The organism is Marinobacter sp. W-8 (assembly GCF_044342215.1).
Taxonomy (GTDB): domain Bacteria; phylum Pseudomonadota; class Gammaproteobacteria; order Pseudomonadales; family Oleiphilaceae; genus Marinobacter; species Marinobacter nauticus.
In genome coordinates this window covers 3,133,190-3,158,314 of the sequence record NZ_CP172297.1, presented here as the reverse complement: position 1 = coordinate 3,158,314, position 25,125 = coordinate 3,133,190, and the positions used below count along the sequence as shown (strand labels likewise).

Below are 25,125 nucleotides of genomic sequence, written 5' to 3'. Positions count from 1 at the left end.
CTGGCCGACAGCCCTGCTAGGTGCTCTACAGGGCCCCCTTCGGAGCGTAAAATTAACTGGTAGCAATTAGGCGATTGTTGATGCTGGTGTCTGTGACCTGGCAATACGGTGACCAGATGAACTGGCTCCAATATGCCTCGGCTACTTCTATCCAGGTTTTTAGTGATTCTTCACTCCCTAGAGATGCTTTCAGGCCAGTAAGAAGCCAGCTATAGACTGCCTGACTGTCGCGGCAATCGCTACAGTGGCCGGAAGTGCAACAAACCTCAAGAGTTTCCAGGTCTGGTTTGTAAGTGTTAAAGCCCGGAAGTATGGGGTTTCCGTTTGATTTGCGTGAAACGTTATCCGGGTGATCGCTGCTTATGCTTGGGCATACTTCGTAGCTAAACGTTCCCAGCCAGGAGTTGCCCGTTACTATTGCTTTGATATGCTCCGGGTGGTTGGTGATCGTTTTAGGATATTTGGCTTTCAGATTGCTTAGGAGCTCAAGCAATCGTCGCTCATTATCAAGTTTTAAAGGATGATTGCTGTCGTATTTGCTATAGAAATTGAATGTCAGACGATTTCCGTTATCTCTGATCTTCTTAACGGTATCCTCAATATATTCAATCCCATCTTCGGTAACTGCATATACGAAAGTAGCCCTCGGGTCGTTTCTGTAGTTGGCAAGCGCTGAATCGAAAAGACCCGTGAATGCCTTGCCATTAGGCTTTATAGCTCTGAGATCATCATCAAGCGGTCCTCCGCCAAATAGTGAAATGAACACAGTGGCATTGGTGAAGGGGGCGCTGAATGGCAGCTTTATTAACCCATTGGTCGAGATAGCCAGAGTGTCCATGTGTATTGCAAATTCAGCTATTCTCTCTTCGAAAAGAGTAGGCTCACCACCAATCAGGAGTGCCGAGTTCACACCTCTTTCACTTTCCCGCTTTATGAAATCTCGCCAGTCAGCTATGTCTGTCTTCTCCCTCGCGCCTTTATCGTGACCATATTCGAAGAACCAGCAGCCTTTACATCGAATGTTACAGGCATTGGTGAGATGGTATTCTGATGATCGGATGCTTGATGAGAAGCCCTTTACTAACTCGAAACGAGTAATCCAATCTTCTTGATTAGCGAGTAATTCAAGCGCTTTTCCGGTGGCCCTCGTGCGGTAGTGATCGGCTGTGTAGTTCATGCGCTAACTCCTGTCCCATGATGAGGCACTGTGAGACCAACGGCCGCGAGTTTCGGGATCGTTTTCTTCTTGAAATTTTCTCTCAGTTCTCCGTTGAGGGTTTTTCTAAAACCCCACTTTACATATGCCCGCGAACGTTGGGATTTCTCATGTCCGAAAAGACCTAATATATGAGGCCACAGCCTATCGAGTGCCTGTTGTGCCTGTGCACGGCTTTCGTCATTTGAGCTGGCTTCACGAATGATTCTGAATCCATGGGCAACATGCACATGTTCATCCCGAATGATTTGATCTTCGAATATTTTCGCAAATGGCTTATAGCTGCAGTCCTTAAACTCAAGAAGGTGTTCTAGAACCACGGATTCTCCCAGGAAAGAGAAAATACCGCGCTCCATCTAGTTTCTGACGCCCGTAACAAGCTCATTTGAGTAGTAAGGTCTCTCCGTGAAGTGCTGAGAAAGCATGTGATGGGTATCAATATTTATGTCGGAGAGAACTTTTGCTGTTAGCTCGAAGTGCTGTATTTCCTCAGCGGCCCGCTCGCAACAAATTAGTTTTTCATATGCGTTGGGCGCCATCTTATAGAAAACCTGTGTGTAATCGTCGGCTCCGGTCAGTTCACCTTCCGCATGTACCAGCATCAGGTGGCTCGCAAGTGATCGATACTCTTCAGGCATTTTGAAGAATTCATCCGGAGTACTTACTTCATGGCGCCCAACTTCTACCGTCTCTGTCATCGGTTCTCTCCTTGAGTCTTTGGTAACTATTTCGCGGTGTTATAAATGGTAGGGCCGGATGAAAGTGCTTGTCTTGGTTCAGATTGCGAAATTTGTGTTACTTTGCTCCTTGTTGGCCGCTGGCGTGATAGAAGCGGTATGGCATTTAACCATGTTACCAACCGCTTTAGCCGATGGGACGCGTCCAATTTATTGGGGGAAGTCCACACCAAACGCTAACCGCATCGGTTCCCACCGCTGGCGCTCCGGCACGCCGCAAAGCCAAGCGTTCAATGTACAGAAGGAGATCCCCTATGGGGCTGAAGGGAAGCTGTTTGTGTGGCGAGATAAGTTACGAGATCGACTCTGTGGATATGCCGATTGTGCATTGTCATTGTCAGACTTGTCGTAAAGCCCATGCGGCCTCATTTGCCGCCACTGCGGGAGTAAAGCGCGAGAACTTCCGTTGGCTCAGCGGCATAAATTCTATTTCTACGTTCGAATCATCTCCTGGCAAATCGCGCCATTTTTGCAAACGCTGTGGTTCTCATTTGGTCGCCGAGAGGCCTGCGCAGCCACACGTAATTGTTCGGGTAGCTACTTTGGACGTTGACCCTGAATTGAGGCCAGAGGGAGCTGAAGCTGAAACCACTGGCCTTAAGGTAGGCTTCAATTTCTGTTGAAGCGATCACCCTGTCACGAGGCTTATTTTCCGGCGGCCTTGAGACTCCGGCCATGGGGTGTTCTGTCAGCCACTGCCATTCGCGCCAAGCCAGCTTGCAGGCATGCGTCAACAAGTTGAACTCTCGATTGACAGTGGAGCCAGAGACTTTTTTCATTCGTGCGTCCCGCCATGCCGAAAAATGCCGCGGCCCAACATCCACAAGCCTCACATCTGCAAGAAGTGGATCCCGCATCATCTGGTTGAGTCTGGTGATTTCCCAACGGGCCCCACGTTTCTTTGGAGAGATGTCATCTCGATAACGTTTAAGCACGTCGTGCATTCTGGCATTTGCGGGTGCGGCACCTGGAGTGTGATGGCCACTTTCGATTTCGTACTCGACCTGGTTCGACCAGGCTATAGCGTCTCGTTTAGATCGAAAGGTTTTCGATCTGCGGACTCCTTTCTTGAAAACATCGGCTCGCCAACCGGTAGTGGTTTTTTTGAAACTTGCCACTGAATATCTCCTCACATTAGAAAACCAAATGCGCAGGCCAGCGGAAAGGGGCTTACGCCCATAAATTACGGCCTGGGAGATATTAGGAAAGGGTGGGGCGAGTCGTGATTGTGTCGTGACGAGTTTTACCAGATTTTCCCGATTTAGGAAAATCAATGGGTTACATTTGTACGTTCCGTACACGACATTGGTTGATCTTAATCGATCATTAGTCTTTTAAAACAGTGGGTTACGCATTTCTGGGGAGGGAGGAAATGGTGCCCGGAGGCGGAATCGAACCACCGACACGGGGATTTTCAATCCCCTGCTCTACCAACTGAGCTATCCGGGCGTGTTGAGCTGTGTGCTGCAACGGGGCGCTATTAAACCGGTTTAGGGTTTGGGAGTCAAGGCCGGCCGGCAAAAATTTTCGGAAGTTTTTGCCGGTTGTTCAGGCCTTGATCAATCGTCCTATTTTTCAGGCGGTACATAGCCTTCGGCCTGGTCGAACGGCTCGTTGTTGAAGAACCGGTCCATCTGCGCCTGCAGGTATTTCCGGTTGTTCACGTCCATCAGGTTCAGGTGTTTTTCGTTGATCAGCATGGTCTGCTGGTTCTGCCATTCTTCCCAGGCCAGTTTGGATACGTTCTCGTAGATATCCTGGCCTTTGGGGCCGGGCATCGGGGGCATGGCCAGGCCTTCCAGTTCTTTCTGGTACTTGCGGCAGAATACAGTGCGGCTCATGTCGGCTCCTGTGCTGAGGTCAGTATGCCGGCATGATAACAGACCATCCGGCACCTTGGCTTGGTTACAGCAGGGTGGCTTGCTCGGGTTCCGTCAGCAGGGTTCGGATCGGGGCAGGCAGTCCCAGGTTGAGGGCTTCATCCCGGTGCAGCCAGCGCAAGCGGTCGGAATCGCGAACGTGGGTGTTGCCGGCCACGGGCAGGCGTACCGGTTGGATGTGCAGATGATAATGGCTGAAGGTGTGGCGAAAACCGCTGATGGGTTCCGGGCTGTGGCAGTTCAGCCCCAGCTCCCTGGCACAGGCGTCCTGCAGTTCATCTGCGCCATAGGCCGGGTCAAGTTCGGGCAGGCTCCACAGGCCGCCCCAGATGCCACTGGGTGGCCGGCGTTCCAGTAAAATTCGGCCCTCTGCGTCTTCCAGGATCAGCATCCAGGTGGTTTTTTCCGGTTTTTCCTTCTTGGGCTTTGAACCGGGGTACAGGCGAATCTCGTCACGGGCGTAGGCCAGGCAGCCATCGTTCACGGGGCAGGCTTCACACCCGGGTTTGCTGCGGGTACACACCATGGCGCCCAGGTCCATGATCGCCTGGGTGTAGTCTTTGATCCGGGCTTCCGGCGTGTGGCTCTCCGCGTGCTCCCAGAGCTGGTTCAGCACGGCAGTCTGCCCCGGCCATCCGGGAACGGCATGGTAGCGAGCCAGCACGCGTTTCACGTTGCCATCCAGAATGGTTGCGCGTTTTTCAAAGGCCTGGGCGACAATGGCGGCGGCGGTAGAGCGGCCAATCCCTGTGAGGCTTTCGAGTTGTTGCTGGTCGGCCGGGAATTCGCCGCCGAACTCATCCACTACCTGTTTTGCGGCCTTGTGCAGATTGCGTGCCCGGGCGTAATAGCCCAGGCCGGACCAATGACCGAGCACATCATCGACCGGCGCCGAGGCGAGGGCGTGCACATCGGGAAATCGGGCCATGAAGGCTTCAAAGTAGGGAATTACCGTGGTTACCTGGGTCTGCTGGAGCATGATCTCCGACACCCACACCCGGTAAGCGTTTCGGTTGTGATGCCACGGCAGGTCGTGCCTGCCGTGTTGGTCGTACCAGCGAAGCAGTTTGTCGGCAAAACGGTCCGGCATCAGTTGAACAGTCCCTTCAGGGCGTCCTTCACCTTCTCTCCAGTATCCTCGCCCAGCTTTTCTTTCAGTTTTTCCTGCACCTTCTCTTCTGCTTTTTCTTTGGCGCGGTCCACTTCTTCGCGGGCTTTTGCCTTGGCAGCGTTGGCCGCAATGTCTTTCAGGGTGTCCCGGAAGCGGGAGCCATCAAATGAACACAAGCCGGCCGGGTCTTCGGCGAAGTTGCCCCGGCATTCCACCGGAATGACTACGTTTTCCACATACTCGGTCACGCGACAGGCTTCGTCCCGGTGAATTTCACCAACAATGCGCAGGCCGAGTTCGTAGTCCAGGTCGGTTTGCTCAAGATCTACGGTGCCGTTGCCCTCCAGTCGCATACCGGCAAGCGCAGCGACCAGGTCGGTGTTGTTCAGGGTGTTACCGTCGATTTTTAGTGTGCCCCGCATGTCGTTGAACGGGGTAGTCGTGCCCCAGTCAGTGGTCGTCAGGGATTCCTGGTTGGCGAGGGCGATACCCTGGCAGGCCATACGGGTCAGGTTCATCTGGCGGAACTCGCCTTCGGCCAGGTTAAAGCTGATCTCGCCGTTGGCGTTTTCACGCAGGGCAGAAATCCGGTTGCCAGTGGTATCGACAGCCACTTTCAGATTGGCACCACCAGAGAGCATGTCTACCTCGGCCAGATCGGTTAACAACGGCAGGGTCTGTACGTTGGTCACGTCCGAGCGGATGCGCCATTTCGGGTTGTCGGTACGGGCGTCGATGGTGGCGTTGGCGCCAAAGCTGCCGTAATAGAGCTTGCCGCTGAATTCGTCCACTTGCAGCAGTCCATCTTTGGCGGTGGTGCTGGCGGCGATGTCGTTGATGGTGAGGTTGCTGACAATCAGCTCGCCCAGGCCGAAATCAATGTCCAGCAGCAGGGTGCGCAGGGTCTCCAGTGGCAGCAGGTCGGTTTCAGGCTGTGATGCCCCAGCTGTTTGAGTGTTGCTGTCGGTCTGTGTTTCGCCGTTGCCTGCTCCTTGCGAATCGCCTTCGGCCGAGGGTGGCAGGTAACGATCAGCGTTCAGCTTGTCACCTTCAAGGTCGAACACCAGCCCACCTGAGGCGAGGTTATAGCTGCCGCCACCGTTGAAGCGGGTATCGTCCAGGTTGATCACTAGATCAGACAGCGCGACAACGCCGGGCTCGCCACCCAGGTTGGTCGATAGCGCGATCGCTTTCAGTACTTCAGGATCCGTGGTTTCAATGGCGGGTTGTCCCAGATTGTTGAGAAGCTCCTTCAGGGAAAACTCGGAAATCTCAATGCGACCGTCCAGAGCCGGTTTGTCGCCAAAGCCTTTTACATTCAGGTTGGTATTGAGGCTGAGATTGGCCAGGCTGGCGGAGAAGTCGCTCAGGGACGCGGTTTCGTTTTCCAGGTTGGCGGCCAGGGAGCCGGCCAGTTCTGCGGTCACCGATTCGCCACCAAACGGCTCGCCCGACATATCAAATACCGCGTTCAGGCCAGATACCGCAAATTCGTTGAGCGCCTGGTTTGCCTGGATGCGGGCGTTTATGCTTCCGTCAACCGCAAACTGCGGCTGGCTGGTCTCAACACGGAAGCGGATATCCAGGGGGAATTCGGAACCGAGGGTGATATCACTGGCGGTCACCGTGAAGTCCTCCAGCGTAACGGACTGACCAGTGCTCAGATCGTTGTAGTGAACGCTGGCGTTACTGATTTCAACGTTCTCAACATTAAAGTTGAGAGCCTCGCCGCTGGCGGATTGTGACTCCGGCTCGGCGGTTTCCTGGGTGGGTTGTTGTTCGGCAGCATCGGTGCCGGCCTCTGCGGTGGCGGTTTGCTCCCGCATTATCCGGGTCCAGTTGCCTTCGCCCTGCTCGTTAAGTTCCAGGTGGGCATCCAGGCCATTCAGCAGGAAGGTGTTTACCTGCGGAGACATGGCAATCAGAGACCAGAAATCAATCTGGGCAATCAGTTGCTCCAGTGCGACGAACCGTTCGCCGTCCAGGTTGGCCTCAACCTGATTCAGCTCCAGGCCCAGGGGGATGAAAGACCAGCCGATGTCGCCCTCCAGCATCAGGTCCAGATTGGTCTGCTTCTCAACAGCCGCTTCAATCTGGGGTTTGTAATCGTTGGGGTTGATCACCGCAACCGCAATGGCGACGGCGGCCACTGCCAGTAACAGCAGCGCAATAACGGCGTAGATCGCATAGCGGATAACTTTCATGGCTGGGTTCCTTTTCCTGTCGGCAGGCTGGTAGCCGGCGTTTTATTGCGTGAATAAAGCAAAGGATAACGCAGGGTTAGCAAATTAACAGTGCAGGAATATGACAATGCGGTAGTCTTGGTTCAAAATACACCCCCAACTTATCCGCCGGGGCAGCCAGCCCCGAGGCACAAATAAACATAAGAAGGAGTCGGCTGTGGCCATTACCGTATCGATTGAGCTGAACCGGGATCTGGAAATTCCGGCGAGCTATGATGAAGTCTTCGATCTGTTGGCAGACGTTCCAAAATCTGCCAGCCACTTCCCGAAAGTCGATAAGCTGGTGGATCTGGGCAACAATGCCTACCGCTGGGAAATGGAAAAAGTGGGCGTCGACAAACACGCTATCCAATCGGTTTACGCCTGCACCTACCACGCTGACAAAGAGGCCGGCAAGATCACCTGGTCGCCCATCAAAGGCGAGGGCAACGGGGTTGTCAGTGGTTCCTGGACCCTGAGTGCCAAGGGCGACAACACCACCGCAGTGAAATTCCAGACCAGCGCAGAGCTGACCGTTCCCCTGCCTAGCCTGCTCAAGCTGGCCATCAGCCCGGTGATCAAGCACGAGTTCAACAGCCTCGTGGACACCTACATGGCCAACCTGAAAAAAGCGTTCTGAGCTATCAGGGTCATTGATCCGGTTGCGGGACTCCGGTTGAGTTAACAGGTATAATCCGCAAACAAAGTTTACGGTAACAAGCCAGTTTTCAACGGAGTCTCCATGGCCGAACGCAAGGCTCGGGTAGAACGCAATACCCTCGAAACCCAGATTACCGTCGAGATCAATCTCGACGGCACCGGCAAAGCCAATTTCGACACTGGTGTGCCGTTCCTTGAACACATGATGGACCAGATTGCCCGCCATGGCCTGGTGGATCTGGACATTACCTGCAAGGGCGACCTGCACATCGACGATCACCACACCGTGGAAGACATCGGCATCACTTTGGGCCAGGCCTTCAAACAGGCTGTGGGCGACAAAAAAGGCATTCGCCGCTATGGCCACGCCTATGTGCCCCTGGATGAAGCTTTGTCACGCGTGGTCATCGACCTGTCCGGCCGCCCCGGTTTGCTCATGGACGTACCCTACACCCGCGCCAGCGTGGGCGGGTTTGACGTCGATCTGTTCGCAGAGTTCTTCCAGGGCTTTGTGAATCACTCCATGGTGACCCTGCACATCGACAACCTGAAGGGCAAGAACACCCATCACCAGATCGAAACCGTGTTCAAAGCCTTCGGCCGCGCACTGCGCATGGCGATTGAAATGGACGAGCGCATGGCGGGCATCACCCCGTCCACCAAAGGCGCCCTGTAACCGGTCACCAATAGGAACAGAACCACCATGAAGACCGTCGCCATCATCGACTACGGCATGGGCAACCTGCATTCCGCCCGCAAAGCCGTGGAGCACGTGGCCCCGGACTGCACCGTACTGGTTACAGACGATGCCGCCAAAATCCGTGAAGCTGACCGGGTGATTCTGCCCGGTGTGGGCGCCATCCGTGACTGCATGGCCGAAATGCACCGTTTGGGCGTGGTTGAACTCGTCAAAGAAGTCTCTCAGGACCGCCCGTTCCTCGGCATCTGTGTTGGCATGCAGGCCCTGATGGCCCGCAGCGAAGAAAACGGCGGAGTGGAAGCTATCGGCCTGTTCCCGTCTGAAGTCCGCTACTTCGGCGACAACCTCACTGAAAACGGCGAACGCCTGAAAGTGCCTCACATGGGCTGGAACCAGGTGTACCACACTCAGGACCACCCGCTATGGCACAACATACCGGACGGCGACCGCTTCTACTTTGTGCACAGCTACTATGCCGAAGCTAAAGGCAACGCCGACATGGCCGGCCGCACTCATTATGGTGTCGACCTGGCGGCAGCGGTGGCGAGAGACAACATCTTTGCAGTGCAGTTCCACCCTGAGAAAAGTGCCCGGGCGGGGCTGCAGTTGCTGGAAAACTTTACGAACTGGACCGGAAAATGCTGATTATCCCCGCTATCGATCTGAAAGACGGCAAATGCGTAAGACTGCGCCAGGGCCGCATGGAAGACTCTACTGTATTCGGTGACGACCCCGTCGACATGGCCACCAAGTGGGTAGATGCTGGCGCTCGCCGCCTGCACCTGGTTGACCTTAACGGCGCTTTCGCCGGCGAGCCGGTAAACGGTGAGATCGTAAAGGCAATTGCCGTGAAGTACCCGAATCTGCCCATCCAGATCGGCGGCGGCATCCGCTCGGCGGAAACCATTGAGGCCTATCTGAAGGCTGGTGTGCAGTGGGTCATCATCGGCACCAAGGCGGTTAAAGAGCCTGAGTTCGTCACCGAAATGTGCAAGGAATTCCCCGGCCACATTATTGTGGGTCTGGACGCCAAAGACGGCCGCGTCGCCACCGACGGCTGGGCCGAAGTCTCTGAAGTCATGGCGGTAGATCTTGCCAAGCGCTTCGCCAACGACGGCGTATCCTCAATCGTATACACCGACATCGCCCGTGACGGCATGATGCAGGGCGTGAACGTCGAAGCCACCGCCAAGCTGGCAGAAGAAGGTGGCATCCCGGTGATTGCGTCTGGCGGCGTTACCAACATGGATGACCTCAAGCGCCTGGCCACAGTTGCCGACAAAGGTGTCATCGGTGCGATCACCGGCCGCGCCATCTACGAAGGCACTCTGGATGTGGCCGAAGCGCAAGCCTATTGCGACAGCCTGAAAAACTGAGGACTGACAATGGCATTGGCAAAACGCATTATCCCCTGTCTGGACGTCGACAAAGGCCGAGTGGTTAAAGGCGTGAATTTTGTCGATATCCGCGACGCCGGTGACCCGGTGGAAGTGGCCCGTCGCTACAATGAGCAGGGCGCGGACGAGATCACTTTCCTGGACATCACGGCCAGCAGCGAAAGCCGCGATACCACCTACGAAACGGTAGAGCGCATGGCGGCGGAAGTGTTCATCCCGCTGACCGTGGGCGGTGGCGTGCGCACCGTCGATGATATCCGCAAACTGCTCAATGCCGGAGCCGACAAGGTCTCCATCAATACGGCCGCAGTCTTCAATCCCGAGTTTGTGCGCGAGGCAGCGGAGCGTTTTGGCCGGCAATGCATTGTCGTCGCCATTGATGCCAAGCGCGTGAGCGCAGAGGGCGAGGAGCCGCGCTGGGAGATTTTTACCCACGGTGGTCGCAAGCCAACCGGGCTGGATGCCGTAGAGTGGGCGAAGAAAATGGTTGAGCTGGGGGCAGGGGAGTTGCTGCTGACCAGTATGGATCGTGATGGCACCAAGATCGGCTTTGATCTTGGCCTGACCCGTGCCATCAGCGATGCGGTAGTCGTACCGGTGATTGCTTCAGGTGGTGTCGGTGAGCTACAGCATCTGGCGGATGGCGTTACCCAGGGTGGCGCAGACGCGGTTCTGGCGGCATCCATCTTCCACTTCGGTCAGCACACCATCCCTGAAGCCAAAGCCTTTATGAAGGCTCAGGGCATCGAAGTCCGCGATTAATTGCTGCGTGCATAGGCAGGCCGAATGGCCTGCTTCTCACCTTCCGCAAACATCTCCCGATTACCGTTACGCATGGCCCAGAGACCACTGACCGTGGCGATGGCAATGCCCTGTTCATCCAGCATCGGCAGGTGCTTCTCCAGATAATCCACGGTGACCTTGTGCGGGTGTCCGATACCGATGGCCGTGCCTTTTTCCCTGGCGGTCTGAATCAGCAGTTTGAACTGTTTGTCGACAAACTCTTCCGTCTGTTCGTGATCGAGAAACACATCGCGCGTCAGGCTCGGGATGTTGTAGGCATCGGCCACACTGCCGGCGATGGAATTGGCAATGGTGCGGCTGTCGACGAAATACACCGGGTAGCGGTCCAGCTCTTTCATGACCCAGTCCATGGGTTCCAGTTGCTGGGTAAGTAGGCTGCCCATGTGATTGTTCACACCGCTGACAAAGGGAATGGACTGCAGTGCCCGGCGCAGGGTGGTGGTGATGGTCGTCTCGTCCATATCCGGTGTCAGTCCGCCCGGGCCGAGACCGAAGTTGCGGGTGTTGGCCATCGGGGCGTGCAACATGATTTCCTTGGATTGGGCGTGGGCCAGCTTCGCCAAGGGAACTGTGTGGCGCCGGTAAGGCAGGAAGGCCAGTGTCAGGGGCTGGTCAAGCTTTGCCAGTCGCTCGCCCTCGTACCGATTGTGGCCCATGTCATCAATAATGATGGCAATGGTGGGCTGCTGGGGTTCACCCGGCCCTGACGCAAACGCAGCGACAGGGCTGATGGCCAGAAGCGCCAGCAGCGCGAGGGTAGAACGTAAAGTCACTGGGCGTTTTCCTGCGGCTTGCTGTCGTTCTTCCGGTTAAGGATGTGCAAGCCCTTCAGCAGGTTCAGGGCCGACCGCAGCTGATAGTCCCGGTCGGCCGCAGAAGCCTGTGCTTCCGCAGCCTGTTCTCTGGCCTTGCGGGCCTCCTCCTCATTCTCCCCTTCAAGATGACCGCTCAGGTCGGCTTCGGTGAAGAATGGTCTGCTGTCGAGTTCTTTCAATTCCGCCGGGCGCACCTCGATGTCCGGCTTGATGCCGGTGGCCTGGATGGAGCGACCATCCGGCGTGAAATAACGGGCTGTGGTCATTTTGATGGCGTGGGTCTCGTCCAGCGGTATAACCGTCTGAACACTGCCCTTGCCGAAGGACTGGGTACCCATCACCACGGCACGTTCATGGTCCTGGAGCGCGCCGGCAAGGATTTCCGACGCGGAAGCAGAGCCACCGTTGATTAGCACGACAATAGGTGTGCCAGCCATGACGTCGCCGGGTTTGGCACTGAAGCGCAGGCGTGAACTCTGGATACGGCCTTCGGTGTAAACAATCAGGCCTTCGTCCAGCAGGGCATCCGCGGTCTCTACGGCAGCTTGCAACACACCGCCGGGGTTGTTGCGAAGGTCAATGATCAGGCCGTCCAGATCGTTGCCGTGTTCGTCTTCCAGATCGCTGAGGGCTTTCAGGAACTGCCGGCCAGTCTCGGCCTGGAATTGCGTGACACGGACATAGCCGTAGCCGTTATCGATCATCCGGGATTTAACGCTGGTGACTTTGATCACATCCCGGGTGACATCAATCTCGATAGGCGCACTTTCGCCCTCGCGCATGATGGTCAGAGTAAGCACCGTGCCGGGCTTGCCGCGCATCAGGTTGACGGCTTCTTCCAGCGACATTCCCTTCACCGGCTTTTCGTCCAGCTTGATGATCAGGTCGCCGGCTTGAACGCCCGCTTTCTGGGCCGGGGTGTCGTCGATCGGAGAGATGACTTTGACAAAGCCGTTCTCCATGCCCACTTCAATGCCAAGGCCGCCAAATTCCCCGGAGGTACTTTCTTCCAGTTCCTCGTAATCCTTGGGGGCCAGGTAGGTAGAGTGCGGGTCCAGGTCGGACAGCATGCCCTTGATGGCGCTCTCGAGCAGCTGGGTGTCGGAGACATCTTCCACGTAGGCGTCTTTGATGCGGCTGAACACTTCGGTGAACTTGCGCAGGTCTTCCAGCGGCAGTTGTTCTTCCGGGTCTGGAAGTTTCAGTTCAACCCGCTCGCCACTCTGAATGGAGTCCAGAATCTGCTGGGTCTGAGCGTCCTGATCCTGCGCCAGGGCCAGTCCGGGGGCTGTGAAACAACAGGTGGCAAGAATCATGGTGCGCAATGGCGAGGTCTTGAGTGTACTTCTGGCCCGTTTCATTCACATATCCTGTTTGGTTTCCAATAGTTGGACTGGTTCCTGACCCGGACAGTATGGCGCCCGCAACGCCGTTTGTCAGCCCTGTTATGGCTTGCCCAGCCAGCTCCTGGGATTCACGGGTTTGCCGTTGCTACGTACCTCGAAATACACGGCCGGGTCCTCGGTGCCGCCGGTGCGTCCGGCCAGGGCAATGGTCTCGCCCGGGCGCACCCAGTCACCGGGGGTTGTGAACAAGCTGCTGCTGTGGCCGTAGAGGGTCATGTAGCCATCGCCGTGATCAATGATGGTGATCAGCCCGAACCCGCGCAGCCAGTTGGCAAATACCACCCGGCCATAGTGCACGGCCTTGATTTCGGCTTCTTCGGCGGTGTTCATCAGGATGCCGTTACGGCGCAGTTTGCCATCGGCGTACACGGCGCCGTAATTGCTGACTACCCGCCCTTTCGCGGGCCAGGGCAGTTTGTCACGGCGGGATTTGAACGGGCTGGATTCGTTCGGGGCCGGAATGCTGGCAATGGCCTGCTGCACCTCTTTCAGCAATTGCTCCAGGCGCTGGCGATCGGCTTCCAGGGACTGGCGCTCGCTACGGCGGTTCTGGATGTCGTCATTCAGGGCGGCCAGTGTTCTGGCCCGGTCCTGCCGGCTCTGGGTCAGTTGCTGCTGGCGCTGTTCCAGATCGGCTTCGGTCTTGGCCAGTTCGGTGCGGGTGGTCTGAACGGCGGCGCGGGCGGTTTTCAGTTCCTGAAGGCTGCGCTGGAACGCTTCCAGGCGGGAGACGGTATTCTTGCTCAGGTATTCGTAGTAGGTCAGGGTGCGGGCAACTTCGCTGGGCTCAATCTCGTTCAACAGCACTTTCAGAGCCGGCGCGTCGCCTTCCATCCAGGCTGCCCGGATCTGTAGTTTCAGGTTTTCCCGTTGCTGTTCGAGGGTATTGGCCAGCTCGCTTTCCTGGGCGCGAAGCTCGGTCAGTCGTTCCTGCTGTTCCCGGGCCTGCTGCCGAAGAGTGCGGCGTTCCCGGGTCAGGGTGCTGATTTTGCGCTCGGTGGCCGCCAGTTGCTGCTCAAGGGTTGACCGGTCTTCTTCGGCATCGGCCAGCCAGCGGTCGATGTCGGCGATGCGCTCCTTGAGCGCCTCGACCTGTGCGGGCGTCACATCCTGCTGGGCAGCCAAAGGTGTGGCCCCCATTGCGAGGGCCAGCACCATGACGGTCAGTTTACGCAACACGTTGACCGGCGGAGCGATCAGTCGAACTCGACCAGGCTGTGCCCGGTCATTTCCGCAGGCTTTTCGGTACCCATCAGAGCCAGCAGTGTCGGTGCGATATCGCACAGGCTACCGTCATTCCTGAATTGTACATTGCGGTGGCCGGTGTACACCAGGGGCACAGGGCCAATGGTGTGGGAGGTGTGTACCTGGCCGGAGTTGGGATCAGTCATCTGTTCGCAGTTGCCGTGGTCGGCGGTAATCAAGGCTTCGCCACCCACTTCATCCAGTGCCTCCACCACACGCTGCACACACTGGTCCAGGCACTCGGCGGCCTTGATGGCGGCGTCCAGCTTGCCGGTATGGCCAACCATATCGCCGTTGGCATAGTTGCAGACGATCAGGTCGTACTTGCCGCTCTTGATGGCTTCGACCAGCTTGTCGGTGACTTCCGGCGCGCTCATTTCCGGCTGCAGGTCGTAGGTGGCCACTTTGGGCGACGGCACCAGAATGCGGTCTTCGCCTTCGAAGGGGGTTTCCATGCCGCCATTGAAGAAGAAGGTCACGTGGGCGTACTTCTCGGTCTCGGCAATGCGCAGCTGGGTTTTGCCCTGCTTGGCCATGTACTCGCCCAGGCCATTGGTCAGTTGCTCGGGCGGGTAGGCACAGGCGGTTTTGATGTCAGCGGCATATTCGGTGAGCATCACGAAATCTGCCAGTTCCGGGTGCTTGCGGCGGTCGAAACCGTCGAAGTCCTGCTCTACGAAGGTGCGGGTCATTTCCCGGGCGCGGTCGGCACGGAAGTTCATGAACAGCACGGTGTCACCATCATTGATGGTGCCCTCGGGTTCGCCGTCGGCCCGGATATGGGTGGGCTTCACGAATTCGTCGTTCTCGCCACGCTCATAGGCCTGTTCCAGCGCCGCCACCGGATCGTCACTGATGAACTCGGCTTCGCCCAGGGTCATGGCGTTGTAGGCCGCTTCCACGCGGTCCCAGCGGTTGTCCCGGTCCATGGCAAAGTAACGGCCAACGATGGTGGCTACCCGGCCAACGCCCAGGCTTTTCATCTTCGCCGCGGCTTTCTCCAGGGAGGGGCGGGCACTGCGTGGTGGCATGTCCCGACCATCCAGGAAGGCGTGGATGTAAACTTCTTTGGCGCCCCGGGCCGCAGCCAGCTCTGCTGCCGCCAGAATATGATCTTCATGGCTGTGGACACCGCCCGGAGACAGCAGGCCCATCAGGTGTACGGCCTTGCCATTGGCAACGGCCTTGTCGATGGCATTACAAAGGGCTTCATTCTTCTGGAATTGGCCGTCTTCGAGATCTTTATCGATGCGCGTCAGGCTCTGATACACCACGCGGCCGGCGCCGAGATTCATATGGCCCACTTCGGAGTTACCCATCTGGCCCTGGGGCAGGCCAACAAACATCCCTGAGGTGTTGATCAGAGTTTTCGGCTGGTTCTGCCAGATCTTGTCCCAGAAGGGGGTGTTGGCGTTGGAGATGGCATTGTCTTCCGCCGGGTCACGGTGGCCCCAGCCGTCGAGAATAATCAGTGCAGTGGGCTTGCGCGTCTCGGTCATCGTGTCGTCCGCTTGGTTGCAAAAAGAACAGAATTTGAGTGGGGCAGATTGTAACCGTTTTCATTTACTCAGGCCACGCGCGTTCGCTGAAGCATTGCTCATGATGACGATGTGCTGGCGCTATCATGGCGGGGCGATTGCCTTCTGTGAGCCGGTGTGGGTGTGTATAATCCGGCCAAACCAATTGTCAGGGTAGTTTCATGGACCGCTTGTTTGAATTTGTTGTTAACCACTACATTCTGGTGTCGCTGTTTGTGGCGTTCCTGCTGGCCATTATTGTGCTGGAATCGCGCCGGGGCGGTGCCAAGATCTCGGCCCAGGGCGCGGTCACGCTGATCAACAAGGATGAGGCGGTGGTGCTGGATATCCGTGATCGCAAGGATTTCAACGAAGGCCGCATTACCGGCTCGCTGAACATTCCGCTTAACAGTCTTAAAAGCCGCGTTAACGAGCTGAGCAAGCACAAGGAAAAACAGATTATCGTTGTCGACAAGATGGGCCAGCATGCCGCCATGGCGGTCAAGCAGCTCAATGCCGAGGGCTTCAGCAATGTGGTGCGTCTGAATGGTGGCATTACCGACTGGAAGGCCAGCAACCTGCCACTTGTGAAAAAGTAACAGGGCTTGATCTGAGTGGCGATCTGACGCACTGTTTCACATTACCATTCGGAACCTCGCAGTAGACTGTTCCGGCAGACGACGACATAACAACGGGCCTGGCCCCATAATACGGAAACGAAAGGACTGATCATGGCTGAGAATCAGCAAGCCGCAGGCAACGAGAACCAGAACCAACCACAGTTTGCCCTTCAGCGCATCTATGTGAAGGACCTGTCTTTTGAATCCCCCAACTCTCCGCTGGTTTTTCAGGAGCAGTGGAAGCCCCAGGTAAACCTGGATCTGAACACCTCCCACAACAAGATCAGCGACAACCAGTACGAAGTGGTTCTGTCCCTGACGGTAACTGCCAAGGTGGGTGAGAAGGTGGCGTACATCGTCGAAATCCAGCAGGGCGGCGTATTCATGATCTCCGGCATTGAAGGCCCGCAGCTTGGCCAGATGCTTGGCGCCTACTGCCCGACGATTCTGTTCCCCTATGCCCGCGAAGCGATTGACGGCATTGTGAACAAGGGCAGCTTCCCGGCCCTGATGCTGGCTCCGGTTAACTTCGACGCGATCTATGCCCAGGCGCTCAAGCGCAAGCAGGAAGAAGCGGCGGGTGAAGCCAAGGAAGAGCAGACTCACTAAGCGCTGCTGCTCAACGAAAAAAACCGGCTTCGGCCGGTTTTTTTGTGGGTGATTACCCGGGATAGGTCAGATCGAGCCCTCAAACCCAAGTTGCCGCCAGGCCTCATAAACCACCAGGGCGGCGGTATTGGAAAGGTTGAGGCTGCGACTTTCCGGACGCATGGGTACCCGAAGACGGTGTTCGGCGGGTAGCCCGTTGCGCACGTCTTCCGGCAGGCCCCGGGTTTCCGGCCCGAACATCAGGTAGTCACCGCCCCGGAACACTACCTCGTGGTAATGGCGACTTCCCTTGGTGGTGAGACCGAACAGCCGCGAAGGCTGCTCGGTGGCCAGAAAGCTGTCGTAATCCGGATGGATCTTTACCGTAGCGTATTCGCTGTAATCCAGCCCGGCACGCCGCATCTGCTTGTCCTCAAGGGAGAATCCCAGGGGTTCAATCAGGTGCAGCTGGCAGCCGGTGTTGGCGCAGAGCCGGATGATATTGCCGGTGTTCGGCGGTATCTCCGGCTCGTACAGGACCACGTGCAGCATCAGCGCTCAACGGCCAGGGCCACACCCATACCACCGCCAATACACAGCGTGGCCAGACCTTTCTTGGCATCTCGGCGGGTCATTTCGTGCAGCAGGCTGACCAGAATGCGGCAACCGGAAGCGCCAATCGGGTGGCCCAGGGCAATGGCGCCGCCGTTCACGTTTACCTTGGTGGTGTCCCAGCCCAGGTCCCGGTTGACGGAAATCGCCTGGGCGGCGAAGGCTTCGTTGGCTTCGATCAGGTCCAGATCGTCAACAGTCCAACCCGCCCGCTCCAGGCAGCGCTGACTGGCCGGAATCGGGCCGGTGCCCATGATGGTGGGATCCACGCCGGCATTGGCGTGGGCTTTGATGGTTGCCAGCGGGGTCAGGCCAAGCTCTTTCGCCTTGTCTGCGCTGCACACCATGACCACGGCAGCGCCGTCGTTCAGGGAGGAAGCGTTGCCGGCAGTTACGGAGCCGTCTTTCTTGAAGGCCGGGCGCAGTTTGCCCAGGCTGTCGCCGGTGACGCCGTCGCGGGGGCACTCATCCTTGTCCACCACCAGTGGGTCGCCTTTGCGCTGGGGAATGGTGACAGGAACAATCTGGCCGTCAAAGTAGCCGGCCTTTTGCGCAGCGACGGCTTTCTGCTGGGATGCGGCGGCAAAGGCATCCTGCTCGTCCCGGGTGATGCCGTATTTCTCGACGATGTTCTCAGCGGTGATACCCATGTGATAATCGTTGAAGGCATCCCACAGGCCGTCGGTGATCATGGTGTCGATCATGCTCCAGTTGCCCATGCGTTGACCGTTGCGGCTGTTGGGCAGTACGTGGGGCGCTTGGCTCATGCTTTCCTGGCCACCGGCCAGAATCATCTCGGCATCGCCGCACTGGATGGCCTGAACCGCCATGTGCACGGCTTTCAGGCCGGAGCCACAGACCTTGTTGATGGTGATGGCTGGCACGGAAGCTGGCAGGCCAGCATTGATGGCAGACTGTCGGGCCGGGTTCTGGCCGCAGCCGGCGGTGAGTACCTGGCCGAGGATAACCTCATTGATCTGGTCGCCGGCGACACCGGTTTCTTCCATCACGGCCTTGATCACGGCCGTACCCAGCTGGTCTGCACGCAGGCTGGACAGACCACCACCGAAGCTGCCGATGGCGGTGCGTTTGGCGGCAACAATAACAACATCACGCATGAGAACTCTCCGTTAATCTGGGCACCTGGTTGGGTGGCGCCCGTTTATAAGAATGGCAGGCATTGTAGCGGTAAAGCGCTTGCCGGCCAAAACAACGAAGGTCGGGGTTGTTCTGGTGCGGGTGATCACATATTCAGGCTGCGGCCGCCATCCACCGACAGTATCTGGCCGGTGATAAACGGCGCGTCGCATACCAGGTAGGCAATGGCACCGGCAATGTCGGCGGGGTTGCCGGTGCGGGTCAGGGGCGTTTTATCGAGAATGGCCTGCTGGTGGGCTGCGTCCACGGCTGATTCGCCTTCCGGCCAGAGGATGGCGCCTGGCGACACGCCATTTACCCGAACATCCGGCGCCAGATCTTTGGCCCAGGAGCGGGTCAGGGCTGCCAGCCCCGCCTTGCTGGCGCAGTAAAGGGGGTGGTCCTTCAGTGGTTTCTCACTGTAGATGTCGATCATGTTGACCACACTGCCGGAGGCCGCTTTTAGCGCAGGCAAACATTGCTGAAGCAGGAAGAAGGGGGCTTTCAGGTTGGCGCCCAGTATCGTGTCCCAGTCCTGTTCGGAGGCATCTTCGGTGGGGTTGGGGTAAAACACGGAAGCGTTATTGACCAGCGCATTCAACTGCCCCCAATGCGCGCAGGCCTGTTCCGCCAGTTGCCGGAGCTGGTTCATGTCGGTGAGATCGGCGTGGTAACACACGGCGGATTCCGGGCGCTGCTGGTTCAGCTTGTCGGCCAGTGCGCGGGCCTGTTGTTGACGGCCACGGTAATGAATCACAACATTCCAGCCGCGAGCGTGCAGGGTTTCTGCTGTCTGGGCGCCCAGGCGATGGGCTGCGCCGGTGATCAGGGCGACGGGGTGGGGCATGGGGTATTTTTCCTTATTCCGGTAAGTGCAGTGCCTCAGTAATACGGGCGACGCGCTCTTTCCGGATTGCTTCGCCCAGAGCTTTGCCCTGAATGCCTTTTTGCAGGAACGGGTGAGGGGTTACGCTCTGGGCCCGATGTGCGGCCAGTTCCAGTTGCTGAGCTAAATGGGCGGGTTCGCTCTGAAGGGTGCAGGCGAGGGTACCCAGCAAAACGCCGAAACGATCGGGCCGGCGCCAGAAATCGGCTGTGTCCAGAAGCTCCATTGCGAGTTCCGGTGTCAGCCGGGTTTCAGGCGAGGCTCCGTTCAACTGAGCCATGAACAGGCAGACCAGGTGGGTCAGTTCCCGACAGTCGTTGGGGCTTTTCATGGCTTTCGCCCTGGCAACGGCGTCTGGCTCGGGCACGCCACTGAGCAGCGCCGCGTAATGCTGGGCGGTAGACCCCTGTTTGCGGTGGATGCACTGCAGGGCGCTGAGACCCTGGCGGAAAGCCTGCTCATCGACCAATTCCGGGATCAGCACCTTCAGGGCGTCAAGCTCCCGAAGCACGTCGAAGAACACACCGGGAGCCTGTTCATGCAATGCCCTTTGGACTTCCTGCCACACCCGCTCTGGCACCAGATCCCCGAGTTCGCCGCTGGCGACCATCTCCCGCATCAGCGCCATGGTTTCGCGGCAGATGCTGAACCCCAATGGCTGGAGGCGCGCGGCGAAGCGGGCGGTGCGAAGGATGCGCAGGGGGTCTTCCGCGAAGGCTTCAGAAACATGCCGAAGCTTTTTCTGTTCCAGGTCCGCATGGCCGTTGAATGGGTCTACGAGGTCGCCATGCTCGGTTTCTGCCATGGCGTTTATGGTCAGGTCACGGCGGCGAAGGTCGTCTTCCAGGGAGACATCCGGTGCACTGTAAACGCTGAACCCGTGGTACCCGCGCCCCTGCTTGCGCTCGGTCCGGGCCAGGGCGTATTCCTCGCCGGTGTCCGGATGCAGGAAAACCGGAAAATCCGCCCCTACCTGTTTGAAGCCTCGCTGGAGCATGTCTTCCGGGGTGGCACCAACCACTACCCAATCCCGGTCTTTAACGCCCAGGCCGAGCAGCTTGTCGCGGACAGCGCCGCCCACCAGATAGGTTTGCATAATGCGGTTTGTTCCTGATTGCCAATTCATCGATAACCGCGATTATCCGGCCACGACCGTCCAGAGGCAAACAGGCGGCGTGAAATAAGAAAGCCCGGGCTGCGCAGGGCAGACCGGGCTTTTGCGGCCGGGGGCGTCGGCTTAGAAGGAGGTGCCGAGTTCCAGGGCTGCGCCGACATCGGCGCTGCTGTACAGGGCGCCGATATCCACGCGAACACCAATGATGTTCAGGCCAAGACCCGCGGTGAACTGAGTGTCTTCCTCGATGCCGTCGTTGTCGTCGTTACTGGCCAGGTTGTGGCGAACACCTGCGCGCAGCTGGGCGTAACGCCAGGCGTCGAATTCCGCGCCCAGGGCCAGCCACTGGGTATCGTCTTCATACCCGAAGGCTTCTTTCTTGGTCAGGTCCACTTCTGCCGTGATTACGTGGTAGTCGCTCTTGTGGGCGATACCCGCAGTGACCATCGGGTTGAGTTCGAGGGTGTATTTTTCTTCGGTCGGGTGGCTCTGAGCCGAATCCAGTTCCATCGGGATCAGGTTTTTGACGACGACGCCTGCGTTCCACTGGTTTTCAGCGCCGAAGGCATAAGCAGCACCGATGTCCAGGTTGAAGCCGCTTTTGTCGGTTTCGTACTCATCACCATCGAATTCGTCATCCTCAAAGCCCGAGACGGTTTCGGTGTATTGGAAGGTGCGAAGCTGTACATACTTCGGTGAAACGCCAAGCTGCAGCGCGTTAGTATTATTCAACTCGAAAGTTTTGGCGAAGCTGATGCCTGCCTCGACTACGGCAGATGCAAGGATTCGGCCCCGGGACTGCAGATTGTCCTCCAGGTTTACGGAATCAACCGCTGAGGGGTCGAGCGCTGCAATCCCTTCAAGGATGACTCGGTCACGCTCATCAAACTCACCACGAACGGTGGCAGTGAGGTTGCCTGCGGTAAAGAAGCCTACCGAAATGGAGTTGGTCGGGATGGCAAAGCCCAGCCCCAGGCCCACGTTGGCACGCATAGTGTCGCGGTCAAATGCTTCCAGCCGGTCAATCAGTTCCCGAGCGTTCGCCTGAGCTTCTGTCGGGTTGCTGGATTTAAAGTCTTCAAAGCCGTCGATCAGATCCTGAATATCGTCAACCTGATCAATCACCTCTTCCTCATCGGCCGCACGCACATTCACAGACGGCAGCATCAGGCCGAAATCGTCCGCCCAGTCATGCTGTTCAGCAGCCATCATGGCCGGGTTGGCGCTCGGCGCGGAGGATGGATGGGCAACGGCAACACCGGTGCCGCCCATGGCGAAGGAACGGGCAGACATAAAGGCCTGTGGGCTTGCCAGTGCAGATGTGGTGGCAACAGACAGGCCAATGGCCAGGGACAGTTTGCTGAGGCGGTTTGCTTTCATGGGCAGTCCTGAGTTGGTTTTATTGCATGAACAAATCATTAAGTGTTTGAAAGGTTAGACCAGTTTTTTTCATGGAACAGCCTACAACCGGTAACGGTTTGTTCTAGGTGTGTAAACGAGGGTGCGCCCAAAGTGCAATTGTGGCTTGGATCGCAGGAATGCCGTACTTCAGAGGCATTAATAGGCAGCTTTTGGGGCGGCCCGGCTGAATTCGAGTCTTTCGGGTGAGTCAGATATGCCGCGTAGCGATACACTTTTTTACAAAAAAGCTGAGACATTTTTGTGAACTGGTATTAAGTTTTGGGCAACACTAGCGTTAAACAAACAGTGGGTTGGCTAGCAGAGCGTGAAAGTCTGTGCGCACGACCACGAAGGACTGAGTTCAAAACACTCAACTCTGGCTTGAATGCCAAAAAATTAGAAAATATAAGGACAGAAAGTAATGACCAAGAAGATCGGGATGATGCGTGCAGTAGGCTTGGCTTCCGCCGTGAGCGCTTTGGTTTTCGGGGCTGCTTCATTGCAGGCCGAAGAGTTCAGCGCTTCTGCAACTATTCAAAATACTGTGGCTGTTGAAAAAGTTCAGGATATGGATTTTGGGGTATTGTATGCGTCAGGCGCCAATAATAAAGCTGTCGCTGGTCTCAAGTTGGCTCCAGAAGGTGGCATTACCAGTGTCACGCCGCTTGTTGTTGATGCCGGCGGCTTAACGACGGACGCCCCTAAATTTTTGTCCTTGGGTGATGGGCAGGCCGCAAGAGGTCGGATCAATTCAGGTTTGAATGTGACGATAACTGTCCCTGGCGGAAAATCGTCGCTTTTAGCAACAGGATCCGCATGGGCTCCAGGTGAAGGTGAGCCCCTGAGTGTTAATGGGGACAGCACGGAGCCAAAATTCTACCTTGTGGACTTTGTGGTAGGTGACGTGGACGGCGGAACCGCAGACGTCGGAACCAACCCTGGGGATTTTGACATCACCGCCGACTTTGGCGCTGAGTCTATAGAGTTCGGTATTGGCGCAACGATCTTCACGGATGGTGGTGCTGGCGACAATGGAATTAAAGAGTCTTATCAAGCGGCCCTGTACACGGGAACATTTGAGGTTGAAGCAAGCTATTAATCAATATTCCCTCACAAAGGAGGCATCGATGAGATGCCTCCTTTTCTTGTTTTATATATCGCCCTCAGTAATCTCGGCTCAGGAAATTGAAGAGTCGATTGCATTGAGTTTCGGCACGGTTGCCATCACCGGAAACAACTCTATCTCCACGCTTGAGCTCCCCCGCAGCGGTCGAAATTTGGTGATCACAGGTAATCTGATCGCAGTAGAAAATGGTGAGCCAGGCCGGTATCGGCTCACTGGTTTTCCGCCCAATACCAGCGTCGATATAGAAGTTGACTCTGCAAGCATGACGGCCGGTGGTACGGGCATTCCCGAGCCGATCACCGTTCACAATTTTGATATCGCCAGCGTATTTACCAACGACCTGGGCGAAGCGGAGTTCCAGCTCGGTGCCAGCTTCTCTACTTCCGGTAATGGCGGCGACTACCAGGATGCTCCCTACTCCGGGGGCGCGCAAATGCGGCTGAATTTCTGGGCACCGAGTGTAGCCGATTTTGTAACCGTGACGCAGAACGTTGAGTTCCGCGGTGAGGTTCGCAGCGGCTTTGCGTTGAATGAGGCGGTTGCCATGCACTTCGGTACTCTGTTTGCCCGTGGTGAGCCGAATAATCAGGCAAGCTTGCGACTGTTTCCGGATGGCCGGCTTGATATCGACAATAATGGGGATGCCAAAATTCTCTCGCTCTCACCACCGCGTGCTGCGGTGTTGGTGGTCAGCGGTGCGGCACCCAATCGGGAGTTGAGTATCGGTGTTGATTCCTCGGACATAGAAATGCGCCACAGGGATAACCCTACCGGGCCACACTTTATTCTCACGAATATCGAAACCAGCCCCAGCGGTACAGGCCGCACGGATGATACCGGTGAGCTGGAAATTGGTGTGGGCGCCACCCTGACAACTCAGAAAACCTCTTCAAACGTTGTGTACCCGTCGGGTACTTACGAAGCCACCTATTCGATTACCGTGTCTTACTGAAACAGGAACGTTCTGCTCATGACTTTCAAGTTTGCCCTGCGATTCGCTTTGAGCTGCCTGGTGCTGGCGATAGCTCTGGTTGCTCCGGCCTGGTCTGATATGTTGATCAGCCCAACGCGTGCTTACATGGACAGCAATAATCGCTCAGCCACGCTGATACTGCGCAATACCGCGGATGGTGCCAGAACCTACCGGTTGTTCTGGGAAGACAAACGAGTTAATGCCGAAGGCGATTATGAAATGGTACAAGAGGGCGAGCGTTGGCCGTCTGCCGCGAAAATGATCCGCTTCTCGCCACGGCAGATTACCGTGGGCCCTGGTGAGAACCAGACGGTAAGACTCAATTTCCGCCCGCCGGCTGACCTTGAGCCCGGAGAATACCGCTCGCACCTGAAGTTACAGGTGGTGGCTGAAGAGTCAGAGCCTGCTGGTGTGATTGAAATGGACGACCCGGAACGAGAAGGTGTGGGCTTTCGGTTGTTTATGCAGATGTCTTTTTCGATTCCCGTGGTCGCCCGCCATCAGGTTTCGGCCCCAGAGGTAAGCATCTCCGAGGTTTCAGTGGTGCCCGCAACAGAAAAGCATAATACCGCACTGGCGATAACCTTGAACCGAGCCGGGCAGGCCAGCAGTTACGGCAACCTGGTGGTGGAAATGCAAAAAGACGCCAACAGCCCGGTTGAGCTGATTGGCCAGCGTAAAGAGCTCTATGTGTTTCACGAGACCGATCGTAAGATTGTTCGGGTACCTCTACGAGACAAAGCCATTCCAGCCGGAGCCTGGATTCGCATTGCCTATAACGGAGCCGCCGAGTACGAGGGAATACTTTGGGATGAGCGGGTATTCCAAAGTAAGTGATTGATGTTGGTCCTCTAAAATCCCGCTTCTGTAGCCATTTGTGGCCTGTCTATTGCTTGTCTCCAGCTAAGCGTCGGATTTTCGACAGTATTTAGCTGGAGGCTTGGTTATGCCCCCCTAC

Annotated in this window: 25 protein-coding genes, 1 tRNA gene and 1 pseudogene; 11 read left to right on the top strand and 16 right to left on the bottom strand. The window is 56.9% G+C overall.

The genetic code is table 11. The annotated features are described in order from the left end of the window. Positions 1 to 52 precede the first annotated feature (52 nt). Genes ACF8YQ_RS14760 through ACF8YQ_RS14750 form a run of 3 tightly spaced genes read right to left on the bottom strand, consistent with a single transcriptional unit; the run spans position 53 to position 1,914 of the window. Positions 53 to 1,177 (bottom strand): radical SAM protein, encoded by a 1,125-nt coding sequence (locus ACF8YQ_RS14760; RefSeq protein WP_226610424.1) that lies wholly within the window; start codon positions 1,175 to 1,177, stop codon positions 53 to 55. Next, positions 1,174 to 1,572, bottom strand: coding sequence for a Phenylacetic acid catabolic protein (locus ACF8YQ_RS14755; protein ID WP_396621842.1), 399 nt, complete (start codon positions 1,570 to 1,572; stop codon positions 1,174 to 1,176). Before ACF8YQ_RS14755 ends, ACF8YQ_RS14760 begins: the two co-directional genes overlap by 4 nt. Beyond that, positions 1,573 to 1,914 carry a hypothetical protein gene (locus ACF8YQ_RS14750; protein ID WP_224851479.1) on the bottom strand — a complete coding sequence of 114 codons (342 nt, stop codon included), beginning with the start codon at positions 1,912 to 1,914 and terminating at the stop codon, positions 1,573 to 1,575. It abuts the gene before it with no gap. Positions 1,915 to 2,207: 293 nt separating this feature from the next. On the opposite strand from ACF8YQ_RS14750, the pseudogene ACF8YQ_RS14745 reads away from it, so the two are divergent. Then, a pseudogene (locus tag ACF8YQ_RS14745) lies at positions 2,208 to 2,522 on the top strand (GFA family protein); the annotation flags it as partial. Between the two features lie 804 nt (positions 2,523 to 3,326). Here ACF8YQ_RS14745 and ACF8YQ_RS14740 read toward each other — a convergent pair. The 4 genes from ACF8YQ_RS14740 to ACF8YQ_RS14725 all read right to left on the bottom strand — a co-directional run bounded on the left by ACF8YQ_RS14740 (position 3,327) and on the right by ACF8YQ_RS14725 (position 7,148). Next, positions 3,327 to 3,402: transfer RNA gene (locus ACF8YQ_RS14740), tRNA-Phe, on the bottom strand. 119 nt (positions 3,403 to 3,521) lie between these two features. After that, positions 3,522 to 3,794 carry an oxidative damage protection protein gene (locus ACF8YQ_RS14735; RefSeq protein WP_014422534.1) on the bottom strand — a complete coding sequence of 91 codons (273 nt, stop codon included), beginning with the start codon at positions 3,792 to 3,794 and terminating at the stop codon, positions 3,522 to 3,524. Positions 3,795 to 3,858: 64 nt separating this feature from the next. Beyond that, positions 3,859 to 4,923, bottom strand: coding sequence for an A/G-specific adenine glycosylase (gene mutY, locus ACF8YQ_RS14730; RefSeq protein ID WP_224851478.1), 1,065 nt, complete (start codon positions 4,921 to 4,923; stop codon positions 3,859 to 3,861). Further along, positions 4,923 to 7,148, bottom strand: coding sequence for an AsmA family protein (locus tag ACF8YQ_RS14725; protein ID WP_396621841.1), 2,226 nt, complete (start codon positions 7,146 to 7,148; stop codon positions 4,923 to 4,925). Before ACF8YQ_RS14725 ends, mutY begins: the two co-directional genes overlap by 1 nt. Before the next feature lie 196 nt (positions 7,149 to 7,344). On the opposite strand from ACF8YQ_RS14725, the gene ACF8YQ_RS14720 reads away from it, so the two are divergent. The 5 genes from ACF8YQ_RS14720 to hisF all read left to right on the top strand — a co-directional run bounded on the left by ACF8YQ_RS14720 (position 7,345) and on the right by hisF (position 10,685). Then, the gene (locus ACF8YQ_RS14720) at positions 7,345 to 7,806 is read left to right on the top strand and encodes an SRPBCC family protein (RefSeq protein ID WP_396621840.1); all 462 of its coding nucleotides are present in this window, start codon (positions 7,345 to 7,347) and stop codon (positions 7,804 to 7,806) included. A 102-nt stretch (positions 7,807 to 7,908) separates the two neighbouring features. Further along, entirely contained in the window at positions 7,909 to 8,502 is a 594-nt protein-coding gene (gene hisB / locus ACF8YQ_RS14715; RefSeq protein ID WP_011786615.1) for an imidazoleglycerol-phosphate dehydratase HisB, read from the top strand. A gap of 27 nt (positions 8,503 to 8,529) precedes the next feature. Continuing rightward, on the top strand, positions 8,530 to 9,171 hold the full coding sequence (gene hisH / locus ACF8YQ_RS14710) for an imidazole glycerol phosphate synthase subunit HisH (RefSeq protein WP_396621839.1): 642 nt from the start codon (positions 8,530 to 8,532) through the stop codon (positions 9,169 to 9,171). Next, positions 9,165 to 9,902: a 1-(5-phosphoribosyl)-5-[(5-phosphoribosylamino)methylideneamino]imidazole-4-carboxamide isomerase gene (hisA, locus tag ACF8YQ_RS14705; RefSeq protein WP_023008635.1), complete on the top strand. Its 738-nt coding sequence runs from the start codon at positions 9,165 to 9,167 to the stop codon at positions 9,900 to 9,902. The genes hisH and hisA overlap by 7 nt, the downstream gene beginning before the upstream one ends. A 9-nt stretch (positions 9,903 to 9,911) precedes the next feature. Continuing rightward, the gene (hisF, locus tag ACF8YQ_RS14700) at positions 9,912 to 10,685 is read left to right on the top strand and encodes an imidazole glycerol phosphate synthase subunit HisF (RefSeq protein ID WP_023008634.1); all 774 of its coding nucleotides are present in this window, start codon (positions 9,912 to 9,914) and stop codon (positions 10,683 to 10,685) included. Here hisF and ACF8YQ_RS14695 read toward each other — a convergent pair. The 4 genes from ACF8YQ_RS14695 to gpmM all read right to left on the bottom strand — a co-directional run bounded on the left by ACF8YQ_RS14695 (position 10,682) and on the right by gpmM (position 15,692). Then, positions 10,682 to 11,500, bottom strand: a complete 819-nt coding sequence (locus ACF8YQ_RS14695) for a divergent polysaccharide deacetylase family protein (RefSeq protein WP_014422528.1) — start codon at positions 11,498 to 11,500, stop codon at positions 10,682 to 10,684. The two genes, hisF and ACF8YQ_RS14695, sit on opposite strands and share 4 nt — an antisense overlap. Beyond that, a complete protein-coding gene (locus ACF8YQ_RS14690) occupies positions 11,497 to 12,903 on the bottom strand; it encodes a S41 family peptidase (RefSeq protein WP_014422527.1) in 1,407 nt (468 codons plus the stop codon). Before ACF8YQ_RS14690 ends, ACF8YQ_RS14695 begins: the two co-directional genes overlap by 4 nt. Positions 12,904 to 12,987: 84 nt before the next feature. Further along, positions 12,988 to 14,088: a murein hydrolase activator EnvC family protein gene (locus tag ACF8YQ_RS14685; RefSeq protein ID WP_396623312.1), complete on the bottom strand. Its 1,101-nt coding sequence runs from the start codon at positions 14,086 to 14,088 to the stop codon at positions 12,988 to 12,990. Positions 14,089 to 14,144: 56 nt separating this feature from the next. Continuing rightward, entirely contained in the window at positions 14,145 to 15,692 is a 1,548-nt protein-coding gene (gene gpmM, locus ACF8YQ_RS14680) for a 2,3-bisphosphoglycerate-independent phosphoglycerate mutase (protein ID WP_396621838.1), read from the bottom strand. Between the two features lie 200 nt (positions 15,693 to 15,892). On the opposite strand from gpmM, the gene ACF8YQ_RS14675 reads away from it, so the two are divergent. After that, positions 15,893 to 16,309: a rhodanese-like domain-containing protein gene (locus ACF8YQ_RS14675; RefSeq protein WP_011786607.1), complete on the top strand. Its 417-nt coding sequence runs from the start codon at positions 15,893 to 15,895 to the stop codon at positions 16,307 to 16,309. 132 nt (positions 16,310 to 16,441) lie between these two features. Further along, a complete protein-coding gene (gene secB / locus ACF8YQ_RS14670; RefSeq protein WP_011786606.1) occupies positions 16,442 to 16,939 on the top strand; it encodes a protein-export chaperone SecB in 498 nt (165 codons plus the stop codon). 66 nt (positions 16,940 to 17,005) lie between these two features. On the opposite strand, the gene trmL is transcribed toward secB, so the two are convergent. The 5 genes from trmL to traF form a co-directional block, all read right to left on the bottom strand. Continuing rightward, the gene (gene trmL, locus ACF8YQ_RS14665; RefSeq protein ID WP_396621837.1) at positions 17,006 to 17,470 is read right to left on the bottom strand and encodes a tRNA (uridine(34)/cytosine(34)/5-carboxymethylaminomethyluridine(34)-2'-O)-methyltransferase TrmL; all 465 of its coding nucleotides are present in this window, start codon (positions 17,468 to 17,470) and stop codon (positions 17,006 to 17,008) included. Then, the gene (locus tag ACF8YQ_RS14660) at positions 17,470 to 18,648 is read right to left on the bottom strand and encodes an acetyl-CoA C-acetyltransferase (RefSeq protein ID WP_396621836.1); all 1,179 of its coding nucleotides are present in this window, start codon (positions 18,646 to 18,648) and stop codon (positions 17,470 to 17,472) included. Before ACF8YQ_RS14660 ends, trmL begins: the two co-directional genes overlap by 1 nt. A gap of 125 nt (positions 18,649 to 18,773) precedes the next feature. Then, positions 18,774 to 19,514: a pteridine reductase gene (locus ACF8YQ_RS14655; RefSeq protein ID WP_014422521.1), complete on the bottom strand. Its 741-nt coding sequence runs from the start codon at positions 19,512 to 19,514 to the stop codon at positions 18,774 to 18,776. 13 nt (positions 19,515 to 19,527) lie between these two features. Beyond that, positions 19,528 to 20,649 (bottom strand): multifunctional CCA tRNA nucleotidyl transferase/2'3'-cyclic phosphodiesterase/2'nucleotidase/phosphatase, encoded by a 1,122-nt coding sequence (locus ACF8YQ_RS14650; protein ID WP_396621835.1) that lies wholly within the window; start codon positions 20,647 to 20,649, stop codon positions 19,528 to 19,530. A gap of 141 nt (positions 20,650 to 20,790) precedes the next feature. After that, positions 20,791 to 22,047 carry a conjugal transfer protein TraF gene (gene traF, locus ACF8YQ_RS14645; RefSeq protein WP_396621834.1) on the bottom strand — a complete coding sequence of 419 codons (1,257 nt, stop codon included), beginning with the start codon at positions 22,045 to 22,047 and terminating at the stop codon, positions 20,791 to 20,793. Between the two features lie 442 nt (positions 22,048 to 22,489). Here traF and ACF8YQ_RS14640 point away from each other — a divergent pair, with 442 nt between their 5' ends. From ACF8YQ_RS14640 to ACF8YQ_RS14630, 3 genes are read left to right on the top strand one after another with little or no spacing between them, the layout of a single operon-like run. Further along, on the top strand, positions 22,490 to 23,167 hold the full coding sequence (locus ACF8YQ_RS14640; protein WP_396621833.1) for a hypothetical protein: 678 nt from the start codon (positions 22,490 to 22,492) through the stop codon (positions 23,165 to 23,167). Further along, complete coding sequence (locus tag ACF8YQ_RS14635; protein WP_396621832.1) at positions 23,151 to 24,146, top strand: DUF4402 domain-containing protein; 996 nt, start codon at positions 23,151 to 23,153, stop codon at positions 24,144 to 24,146. The genes ACF8YQ_RS14640 and ACF8YQ_RS14635 overlap by 17 nt, the downstream gene beginning before the upstream one ends. An 18-nt stretch (positions 24,147 to 24,164) precedes the next feature. Then, positions 24,165 to 25,004 carry a hypothetical protein gene (locus tag ACF8YQ_RS14630; RefSeq protein WP_396621831.1) on the top strand — a complete coding sequence of 280 codons (840 nt, stop codon included), beginning with the start codon at positions 24,165 to 24,167 and terminating at the stop codon, positions 25,002 to 25,004. Positions 25,005 to 25,125 lie beyond the last annotated feature (121 nt).